The following is a 10,971-nucleotide window of genomic DNA, read 5'->3' as shown; positions in this document are numbered from 1 at the left end:
TCATGCTGCTTCAGAATCGCCAGTATCTGGCTTTCGGTGAATCGAGACTTTTTCATCTATCGCTCCTTCTGCGATCATTGTAGAAGTCTCTACTCAAAACCTCGATTATTTTTTGGGGGGATTACAGGCAAACCTCGTGTGCAATTAAGGTATTTCGACGTTCAGCTGTAAACGCCGCGCTTCGACAGTCGAATTGTTATCTAATACCGTACACTTGAAAAGAGGTGAGTGAGATGGGCAGAGCATTACAACAGATCCTAGCAACCGAAAAGCCGGACGTGGTAGCAACAGCAACTGAGCCAGCTTCTCTTGTGCTGCTGGATATCCATCTAGCCGAAATTCGTGCTCTCATGGATAAAATGCAGTCGGAAATCGCTGTGCCCCCTGGTGTAACGCAGCCAACAGATACTGGCCTGGAGCAGGACGGCAAAGATCTAACGCTCTATAACTTGAAGCAGTACATTGAGGCTGCTGGCGGTAAGATGCGGCTTGATGAGGGTGTAAATAATTCTGTGTAACCGCCGGGGTTAAACGTAATCGCTGATGCGATCCTCGAACTCGATCATAAACCGGTTCAGCGCAGCCTTCCAATTCCGGATCGGCATCGTCCATTTCTTCGACGCATCCATGATCGCCAGGTACACGACCTTACGGGCGGAGTCGTCAGTCGGGAACAGCTTCCGTTTCTTGATGGCTTTGCGGATGACGCTGTTCAGCGATTCGATGGCGTTGGTGGTGTAGATCGCCTTGCGGATGTCCTCGGGGTATCGGAACAGGGTGTTCAGGTTCGGCCAGTGGCTGCGCCAGGAGCGGCCAATATGGGGGTACTTCTCACCCCAGCGATTCTCGAACTCGTCCAGCGCCTGCAGAGCTTCTTCCTCGGTGGCTGACTGGTAGATGCGCTTGAGATCGGCCGTCACGGCCTTGTAATCCTTCCACGGCACGTACTTCATCGAGTTGCGCACCATGTGGACGATGCAGAGCTGGATTTGCGCCTGCGGGTAAGCTGCGCTGATGGCGTCAGGGAAGCCTTTGAGCCCATCCACGCAAGCGATGAGAATGTCCTTCACACCGCGATTCTGGAGCTCTGTCAGGACGCCCAGCCAGAATTTGGCGCCCTCGTTCTCGGAGAGCCACATGCCCAGCAGCTCCTTGTGGCCTTCGAGGTTGACGCCCAGGGCCAGGTAGATCGCCTTGTTGATGACCTGCTTGTCCTGCCGGATTTTGACCACGATGCAGTCCAGGTAGACGATCGGATATACCGGGTCCAGGGGGCGCGACTGCCATTCCACGACCTGGTCGATGACAGCCTCTGTCACCTTGGAAATCAGGGTAGGCGAGATGTCGGCATGGTACATCTCCTTGAAGGTGGAGACGATCTCCCGGGTCGTCATGCCCTTGGCGTACAGGCTCAGGATCTTGTCGTCCATTGAGGTGAAGCGGGTCTGCCCCTTCTTCACCAGCTGCGGCTGGAAGCTGCCTTCGCGGTCGCGAGGCGTGTTCAGCTCGAACTGACCGTCCTCGGTCTTCAGGGTCTTGCTGGTGTAGCCGTTGCGGCTGTTGGCGTTGTCAGAGGCCTGGTGGCGGTCATAGCCCAGATGCTCGTCGAGTTCGGCATTCAGCGCCGCCTCGACGGTGATCTTGGTCAGCATCTGGCTGAACTCGTTGAGGTCCTTCTCGGTCTTGAGGGTTTTGGCTGCCTCCCGTGCGAAGGCTTCCAGTTCTTTCTTGTTCATGTGGCCTATCCTTACCCTGTCAGGGTGCAATGATAGGCGGTTTACACAGTTTTATTTACAGGCTCGGCTTGATATTGAATTGCCAAATGGCAAGCATCATCAAATTGACTTGTAGGCTCTCAAAAGCTTACTCAGTTCCGAAGAATCAGTCCCCACTCCATTCATCCTTTACGCCTCAGAAAAATTTGTACGCGGCCAGCAGCGACTATGGTGGATTGTGGATCTAGATCGTCAACGCCAAGAGGCCACGCTGCCGAAAATGCCGAAAAATTAACCTAAAGCAATTATGACTCTTCTTTGCCTCAAATTTCTTCCGCCAGAAGCTTCACCTCTTGTACCGGCAATCCGCGAGAAAGCCATTCGACAATACTTAGTTTCTCTCCCTCAAACACCAGATCAATCGAAGGTGTCTCGAACAATACCGCAACATGCACCGGGCTGGCACTTTCGCGTATGTGCGGCGATACCTCTTCAAATCCAGGAAGTAATCCACCACCTTCGCGAAACTGGAATACAGGAAACCATCTTTGGGAACCCACTCCAAAGCAAATGATCTTTCGGGTAGCGAGCAGCTGCTGGAATTCTTTCTGAGTCAGGCAAAGCTGATCACGAACCTGATCAAAATTGAGGCTCTCATCTTGCAGCTTAGCCAACTCAAGATCATGCCGAATACGACTTCGCCGAAATGCCTCTTCAACCTTTGTCGGCGGGTAGTCAAGATTGGCTCCGATGGAAGCGAGTACCCTGCGCTCCTCCGTATCGAGAACTCTACTTTCAACTCGCTCACTTTCGGCCATAGCCTTCCGAACTGCTGCCGTCGCAGAAGCAACGATATCCAACACACGACGCTCGCCTAGTATGACTACGTAGGGCTGCCATTCCAATGGGATTTGACTAGCTGGATTGTCCATAAAGACCTTGCGCCATGACTTTGATAACGTTATGCACCTCCAGGATGGTCGCAGAGGTCAATCGCAATCTCTCATCCAGGAACAGATTCGCCTCATCGGGCATACTAGCTTGGCAATATGCCCCCATGGTATCTATATTGTGAAATGCTCATTCCCCGCCACGTCATATTCGATGGGAGTTTTATTGGCGTCCTGCCCACTCGAACCAATACGTCTTACTCTATTCTGAAGTTCATTGAACTTTATATTGTCCGCTTCCATCGCAGCGTCGGATTTGTCCACGAGCTCTAGAGAATCCACTTCAATAGCGACTATTTTTCCGTCTTTCACCTGAGGTCGGCCCGACATAATTACTTCACGCCGATTATAACTCGCATACTCGCGCACCTCATTGCAATCTGAATCACGCGTAACAATCGAATACTTTACATTGGTTGCGAAGTCTTGAAATTGAGACGATCCAACTTCACTTTGAAAGTCAAATCGTATGATCCCCCGTCGCTTCATCGTATCGCCTTCTCGCACCCTTCTCGTTTTCGCAGGAACTTCCATAGAAACAGGGTCGCGCTGCTCTCCGATCATGACTTCTAGCTTATGATGTCGCAGTTTACTCAGATCATTGGCGACAAATCCTTTGAATTTCGTAAATTCACTTTCTCCATACAGTGCCCGAAACTCTTCACATGCTTTCCCGTCAGCACCGGAGTCAACCAAGGTTTCTAGAGCCTGCATGGCGATGCCGACTTTTTTGCAAGCAGCATCAAGTGATCCGTCTCGTATGTCTAGCTCGCTCGCAGTTTCGTCCAGCGCAGCCCGAATCTCAAACCAGACCTCGCCATCCGACCCGATAATGTGATCACTTTCCAGTTTGAATTTCCCTCGCTGAGACATTTCGCTACTCAGTACGGATCTAGCGAGCTTTTCTAGACCTCTTTCCCGCGCCTTTCTGCTTATGGACTCTGTAGGAAACGACGGAACGTCTTCTCCGTTAATAAAACGAATATTGGCCTCTGGACACCGCTGGGACAGCAGCAGAATAGAGCTATTAGTCGACATGGTTCTCTCCTTCTACTATCAAGTAAATCGATCGGGAGAGACCTCAAAACAAAGGATGCCACCGGCCTATGCCATGTCAATCGGAATGTGCGCTTTCGCGATGGTTTTAGCACATTTCTCGGAAAATGCTGCCTTTACAAGACATTGAGAGGAGTTCTGTTACTCGGTATCTAGGGCTTTTATGTGCAAGGAACGTGGCAATGACAAACATATATCGCCGAAAATCCCCTCTATCAAGCGCCCGACCAATTGGGTTTTTGAGCCGAAGCCCAAGACGTGCCGCCTGATACACAGGGGATGCTCCGGGCAACTGACGAACCACATGATCCCGACGGATGTAATAGTTAAAAACGTCCGGACAGACGTCGGACCAGTCCTCGCGCAGACTTTCACACCCTTTCGGCACGAGCACCTCCCATGTGTAGTGTGGCACGCCAAAGATACTTAGCCCGTGCAGAAAGGCACCAAGCGAATGCGAGTCCTCAAATAGCAGGTAAGCCGCTCGGGGCTGATTGGCCTTAGTCCACTCACGGATGGTGACCTGAGCAATTTCTCGTTCCGCTTCTGACCAAATCTGCCACCGTTCTCCAAACACTGAGAGCATCCTTCGAACGCGCTCGCACTCGTTTTGATTCGGCGCTTTAAGCAGATCCTGTCTAGGCAAGGGTACAACTCGCTTGCCTTCTGTAAGCACATATAGATTGAAACCTGTGTATCCGGACTGCCTTTCTATTGACTGAGCCAGCTGGCACAGCTCAAACATCGGCCTGCTGATCAATCCAGCTTCGCCCGCAAGCAAACTTGATGTTTCTCGCGCAAACCCCTGCAAAAGGTCAAAGACTTCATGAATTGTATAAGTTCTGCTATCACCGGGTGGCACTTTCGCCAATCTGTCATTAACCGGTGGCTTTTTCTCATCAATCTGATCAAAGCCATTGGCCTTCTTAAAGTATGTTTTGATCGGGTCGAATGGGCGACCTTCTTGTGCCGCCCGGGATCGGGCCTGGCGGATTGCTGCACGTTTGACACCTAACATATAGCTCAGGGCTGTCGCTTCAACTTCAGCGCTCCCTCGCCGGCTACGATGGACATTTCTTAGAATGAGATCATGAACATGGACATAGCTCCCAACCGTGGTGGGTACAATACCCTTGTGGCCGATGACCTCAGCAATGCAGTTCAGCTTCTGCGTCAACGAGGCTTCCTGATGCCACAGGTTTTCCAGCGCCGTTTCACCGTAGTAATGATTGGGAGCCAGATGGTGCAGTACAGATACATACTCCTCTGAAGTTCGCTCAATCAATGCAACAGTCATCAGCCGCGAAGCAAAGGTGTGGCGGCCATGATGGTAGCGAAGGGTTCTATCGCCGCTGACACGTTTGAGTGTCGTGTTGATAACCTGCGCCGCCTCTCCTTCATCGATACGATCATCACAACCGCCTGAGCGTTGCATCAATAACGCAAGCGGATTCTCCTGGCGCCAGGTTTCAGCGTGTCCAAGTACTGTGCTGATACTCGAGGTCTCTCGATCAGACAGTGCTCCCACCAACGGAACCCGCCGTGTGGCGCTCAAGCTTTTCAGTTCTCGGAACCGGTTCTTTCTGATCTGTACAAACAACTCTACGAATTTTCGCGAGTACTGGAGATCCCTTACCTCAAGGAAAAATGCCTCTGACCACCTGAGACCAAATCTAAAGCCCAGGATTAGTAGAAAGCTGATCTGCGCACTATGTAGTTCACTACACTCTGGCAACCGAGCAATCGCATCGAGCGCAGCGGTGTATTCAGCTTCCGTAATGATGTTGGCGTCTATTCGCTGTTCGAGGCGGTCAGGATCGTTGGCGGTATTTGATATGATCGATGACCAATCCAGCCCCTCCTCCCGGCCCAGAAGCGCACCGATCTCCACATCAAAATCCATCAAGCGGCCCGCCAATTTCTGCCCGGCCTGCTGATGCCGCTCAACAGTATCCAGATAGAAATCTTCGAAGTCATTCGGCTGCCAGTGCTGTATGTCATCTATCTCCTGCGCTCTTCGCAGTACTCGAATGACCTGCTTCTGATAGGACACCACGGTGCTGAATTTAACGCTGGAGCCGAAAAGCGTCTTACCCTCACATAACCTGAGCCCCCAGTTTATCAATGCCGCAACGACCAATCCCTCGTCCGTCGCTGGATATTGTTTAAGGCGGTACGACAGCGAGGCTTTCTGCGCTTCACTTAGTTTATTGGCGCGATCAGTTTCACACCTAATAGACGCCACCTGTTCGCCCAACCATTTCCGATACTGCTCTAGTGCTTGCTTTTCCCCCTGTCTTATCGCCGGTGCCACTTGCTGTCGGGCAGTTATCAGTGGTGGAGGAGCGACAACCTCCGATTCCGCTATCGACATCGTCGTTTGAAGAATTAGTTGCCGAAAGCGCTTTTCCGGTAATGTACGACTAGGTACGGCTCTCGCTACAATCTCTCGATACACCCCTGGCAGTTCCAACAAGGCTGCTTCTCTGCTGAGCGCAGCCCAGCTTTCCCATATCTCATCAGGTTTTGCCAAATCTCCATGAAGTGTCTCCCAAAGTTCTTCAAGGTACTTTTTGATCGCCTCTATGCCGGGATACTCATTCCCGCTGTGAAGCCGGACCAGACCCGATACGAGCATGTGCGCCTTGCCATCCAGAAATACGCGATGGGGCACCAACGCTTGCTCCCCAAGGCTTTTGTTGGATAGGTGTAAATAGGGCAATCCGCCGACCTGAAATCGGTCACTAAACAGAGCCGCAGTAACAGCACACAGACGTCCCGCATGCCCACAGAGCCCCTCCAAGGCGATATGAACAACCAACTCGGCCGCACGCTTCGCAGCTGTTGGCAGACTATCTTTCTGGCCAGCTTGTTTCAGGTATGTATCAAATGCTGCACGTAATCGTGTAATCCGGAGGTATTTCTGCAGGCTATCCTGATGGAATGGACTGGGCTCAGGTTCTATCGGCATTCGAGCGCGAATGCCTCCAAAGTATCCTTGCTTTCTTCGTTGCTGCGCAGCGAAGGTGTAAAGAATTCGCAGCCCCCACGAGATGTTAACCCCTGCGCTCTCACAATCCCGGGAAATGCGATCTCTCAACGCGCCAACAGTCTTTGCGTCCCACTGGGTGCGACCAGATTTTACTTCGTGTTCCTCAAAGTAAGCCTGAAAACACTGCCGAACAATCCTGTTTACATGTCGCTTGGTTCGTGTACGCCTTGCCGCCCTGGCCTCATATCCGAAGGGCACTGTATCGTGCGGGCTGTTAGTGGGAGGAAGAAGGTCTAGCTTCCTACGACGCCTACCACCCTGCCGAATCAATGGGCTTTCGACCGATTGCCAACCCGGCCCTGGAAGATAGTTTCCTAATCGTGAGGCGAGTCGAGGCAGGTCCATCACGGGCGTTCGGAACGAGCGAGCCCCAAAGTCATCTTCAAGACCATTGGCATCATTGTGTCCGAGGCAAATGCTAATTACGGTACCGGAGACGCCTCGCTCACTAACTTCAGTCGAGAATATCGACCTGGCACAGTTGGAGGCCAGCCCGAATGCCTCGGCGTAATGGTCGTCCAGGTTACCTTTCTTGATCTCCAGCGTACTTTTCAGATCCTTCTGAAGGTAGAAGCAGAATGGAACCATCGGGTTTTCGTTCCCGCGGATATGATGGATGATCGATCTTCCGACCAGACTCTCTCGATCATGGGACAGTATTTTGGTTGCCAGTGCCTCCAGATGACGTATGTAATGGTGCCACTGCTGTACAGAAAAGCCGGGCATTGCCACCAGCCGAAAAGGGCGAACTTCAATCGTCACTTTGTCCTGAAGAAGGATCAATCCATTCTCAAGATCCAGGTCAGTGATATGGGGAAACATACCGTTTACCGGCCTTGCGAGTGTCGCAAATTGCTGAAGCACTAGGGTATAGGTGACATAGGCGTTGTGAATCTCCGCAAGACAACCATCCGCCAGCGCGCAGGCTTTCTCGTAGTGGGACAAAGCTATTACGGGGATTTCAGCGAGGAAATCACTTGTGGGATAGTTTTCCGAAAGCGGCTTATCCATTTATTCCGCTAACAAACGATCCACGGCATCGGCGTACAGTGTTTTCAGTGTTTGCTCAGAGGCTCGCCAATAGTGGAAAAGGACGGGATAAAGTTCATTGGATCGGCCTGCCAACGTATACGTCGCTGCCGTGTTGTCGCCTACTTGCTGCAGCGCGAACTGGAGCTGCTTATTTAGATTTGCGGGTTTGAACGGATAGCGGCCACCATCACTTAGATGCCTGAAGAATGTCTTCTTCGCCAGCACATAGCTGGCCTCATCTAGTGCAAAGCCCTCCGCAAAGCTGTTGATCGGTAATGCCTTCAGCCGCCCAATGATCGCGGTATATTGTTCCGGCATCGCCAGCACAACCATTTCGAGCAGCCCCCGCACCGGGCCGTTTGCATTCAGAGAATGTACTGCTTTCCGCTCCACCTGCACCGTATTGACACGGAATCTCCCATCATCGTCAAACACTCTCTTATAGATATCTGGGTCGAATAGGAAAGCCTTGGCGCTAACCGGCGTCAAATAAGCCACCAGATGTGCCAAAGCGCAGCCCTTCAGGCGGTCATTATCTCCGGCAAGATAGTCATGGATGAAGGCAAGGAATCTTTGACGCTCCAACCGGTTCCTGACAAGCCGGTTGCTGGGAGCAGAATGGGAAAGTGTACGCAACCAGTAGCGGGAAGCGGCGGATCGCGCAGCCAGTTCCGACAAATCCGAAGTGGAAGCGGCCTCCCGGTCAGATTCAGCCACATAGAAGGTCCAGCGGGGCTCTCCGTAACGATCTTCTTGAGGAAGGGCGATGACTTGATGGGCTGCGCCCTCCTCTAGTTCATTCTGGACAGCCACTCTTGAAGGAGGTCGTACCGGCCTGGTGTCTGTTGCGCCTCCCGCCCCCGATGCTCGCCCGGGAGATTCTCCCCGGGATTGCCTAGAGAGAGGAGCGGGCGGCGTACCCAAACCTTCGGTTAACTGCCGGGTTGGGTCGCCTGCATCATGAGCTCCTGACGCATCAATCCCCCCTTCAGATCGAACGATCTCGATCAACCGCTCTGTGAGTTTCGTCAACCCTTTTTTGACTGATTCGTCTACGCCTCGGAGACTTGGTGTTTCCAAGAGCTGTGAATGAAGCGTAATCAAAAATGCGGGATCACTAATCTCTCGCCTGATCAGCTCAAAAAGCGGCCTGTTGTTCTGCTTGGGGAAACTGAGCCGCAGCTCCCTCAGCAAGTTAGTGGACAACACCTCAGAGCTGTCCTTTGCCCGCACGACATAGACTAGAACCATGACGCGAACTGCTTTAATCACCTCACTCCATTCGGAATTGTCATGGCAGACAAGTGCGGCAAGCGGTTCCTCGGAGATATATCCGTGAACCGGGTTCCCCCGCATCGACGCCGGCAATATCGGTAACCGATTTTCAGAGCGGAGGTACTCGTTGATTGTTTCAAGCTCATTTGAGAGCTGACCAAAAAGGGCCGCGGGTACCCAGTGGTAGCGGTAGCGGTCGCGCTCGCTAAGGGATTTCAGAAGGCAGGAAATGACGTTGGGAATGAATGGCAGGTCAGAGCGCTGAATACGCAAAAGCGATACATATTGAGTGAGCAGATCCTGCGGCGATGTCCAATCGATCGGCCGCCCGGGTGAGACGCTATGGCGATCGGTCATGGGATAATCCCGAGGTAAGTGTCAATGTGCCTCCAGAAAGTTTAGACTACAAATGTGTGACATCTTCATGGAAGAAGCTTCTAATCTATACAGGATGCAAAGGCTTGTCACACCAAAACCACATAAATGCACACATAATTACATATTTAAAATCAATAGGTTACCACTTATCATGCACTTTACGGTAGGTTTATCGGTGATTTCGTGACAACTAGGATATTCAGATTTGATGTCCTCCGGAGGCAAGTCAGAGGTTCGAATCCTCTCGGGCGGGCCAATAAAATCAATAAGTTACAATAAAATCCCGCCTTGCTTTAACACCGGCTTTCACCAGTAAGTCCAGATTAAGTCCAAGAACCCTATCTAACATGCAGGCTTGTCTTGCCGTATACACAATTGGAATGGAAAATGCCGTATCAGAGGTCGGCATGCCGAGGCCTTTGTCGACATATTGATGCGCCAAGGAACGGACTCAGTCAGTTGGGAAATCAAGCGAGAAACTACACAGCGAAGACATTGAAACGTCTCTTCGCCTTATCTGGAAATCAGTGTGCGTTTCCTGGTTGCACCAAGGTCATGGTCAACCCGGCGAATGCAAAAGACTCCAACATCTGCCACATCGAAGCAGCCAACGAGGATGGAGAACGGTACAACCCAAACATGTCAGACCGAGAGCGGGCTGACTATGGGAACCTAATCCTACTTTGTGTGCAGCATCACGACGAAACCAATGACGTCGACAGGTTTCCTGTAGAGAAGCTGCTGGAGATGAAGCGCCAGCATGAATCTAATCAGATGACGCGCAGGTTAAATCAAAACCCATCCATGCTCGCCAACACAATTAGTGCTATTGCTGGAATAGATACGAATTCAAAGTTCGAGCAAGAGAGTCTCAATTCGTTCAGCGTCAGAGACAAGATAAAGCATAACTCCATCAAGCGAAACGTTTCGATGATCGATGAGTACAAGGTTTACCATCAAAGGCTCAATACACTCTATGACGAGCTCGAATCACAGGGGTCGATAAAGAAAGAGTCGCTATTGAACAATGTTAGAGGGACCTACACTCAAGTTATTGGAAACATTGTCATGGACTCACCGAACCGCCTAGAAATTATCCAGGAAAATTCAGACAAAATTATTGATGAGGTATTTGAAATACTCTACAGCAAGCTTGCCGAGTCAGAGTTCTGGGAGGAGGACATTATTTTCGGTCTCCGGCTAATACTCGTTGACGCATTTATGCGCTGCAAGATTCTGGAGGAACCCAGCTGAGATGATAGTAAGCAAGGATGTAAATCCAGAAAGGGATCTGTATTTTCTAGGTGCAAGGGTAATTGAGCTACTTGATCACTCAGGGAACGGTTCTGACTCATTTTTAGACATCTTTCAGCAATTAAATGCTGATAATGATATTTCCATGAATCTGTATGTGCTAACTCTCGACTGGCTATACCTACTTGGCGCGGTGAAAGAGATCAACGATGGGATAATTAAAAAGTGTTTCTAAGATCTCTAACGATCAAGAATGGCG

General features: G+C 51.1%; 8 protein-coding genes. 3 read left to right on the top strand and 5 right to left on the bottom strand.

The window, feature by feature from the left end:
• Positions 1-233 precede the first annotated feature (233 nt).
• Positions 234-518, top strand: a complete 285-nt coding sequence (locus FVW59_RS19035; RefSeq protein ID WP_148065967.1) for a transcriptional regulator — start codon at positions 234-236, stop codon at positions 516-518.
• 9 nt (positions 519-527) lie between these two features.
• On the opposite strand, the gene FVW59_RS19030 is transcribed toward FVW59_RS19035, so the two are convergent.
• The 5 genes from FVW59_RS19030 to FVW59_RS19010 form a co-directional block, all read right to left on the bottom strand.
• Positions 528-1,736, bottom strand: coding sequence for an IS256 family transposase (locus FVW59_RS19030; protein WP_148065966.1), 1,209 nt, complete (start codon positions 1,734-1,736; stop codon positions 528-530).
• A gap of 302 nt (positions 1,737-2,038) precedes the next feature.
• Complete coding sequence (locus FVW59_RS19025) at positions 2,039-2,578, bottom strand: hypothetical protein (RefSeq protein WP_148065965.1); 540 nt, start codon at positions 2,576-2,578, stop codon at positions 2,039-2,041.
• A 201-nt stretch (positions 2,579-2,779) separates the two neighbouring features.
• On the bottom strand, positions 2,780-3,703 hold the full coding sequence (locus FVW59_RS19020; RefSeq protein WP_148065964.1) for a hypothetical protein: 924 nt from the start codon (positions 3,701-3,703) through the stop codon (positions 2,780-2,782).
• A gap of 106 nt (positions 3,704-3,809) precedes the next feature.
• Positions 3,810-7,784, bottom strand: coding sequence for a site-specific integrase (locus FVW59_RS19015; RefSeq protein WP_148065963.1), 3,975 nt, complete (start codon positions 7,782-7,784; stop codon positions 3,810-3,812).
• Positions 7,785-9,437 (bottom strand): hypothetical protein, encoded by a 1,653-nt coding sequence (locus FVW59_RS19010; protein WP_148065962.1) that lies wholly within the window; start codon positions 9,435-9,437, stop codon positions 7,785-7,787.
• A 516-nt stretch (positions 9,438-9,953) separates the two neighbouring features.
• Here FVW59_RS19010 and FVW59_RS19005 point away from each other — a divergent pair.
• Both FVW59_RS19005 and FVW59_RS19865 read left to right on the top strand, forming a co-directional pair.
• On the top strand, positions 9,954-10,712 hold the full coding sequence (locus FVW59_RS19005) for an ABC-three component system protein (RefSeq protein ID WP_148065961.1): 759 nt from the start codon (positions 9,954-9,956) through the stop codon (positions 10,710-10,712).
• A gap of 1 nt (position 10,713) precedes the next feature.
• Positions 10,714-10,947: an ABC-three component system middle component 6 gene (locus FVW59_RS19865; RefSeq protein WP_425468418.1), complete on the top strand. Its 234-nt coding sequence runs from the start codon at positions 10,714-10,716 to the stop codon at positions 10,945-10,947.
• Positions 10,948-10,971 lie beyond the last annotated feature (24 nt).

This window comes from Parahaliea aestuarii (genome assembly GCF_008064635.1).
Lineage (GTDB): Bacteria > Pseudomonadota > Gammaproteobacteria > Pseudomonadales > Halieaceae > Parahaliea > Parahaliea aestuarii.
This window is presented reverse-complemented; position numbering and strand designations above follow the sequence as displayed.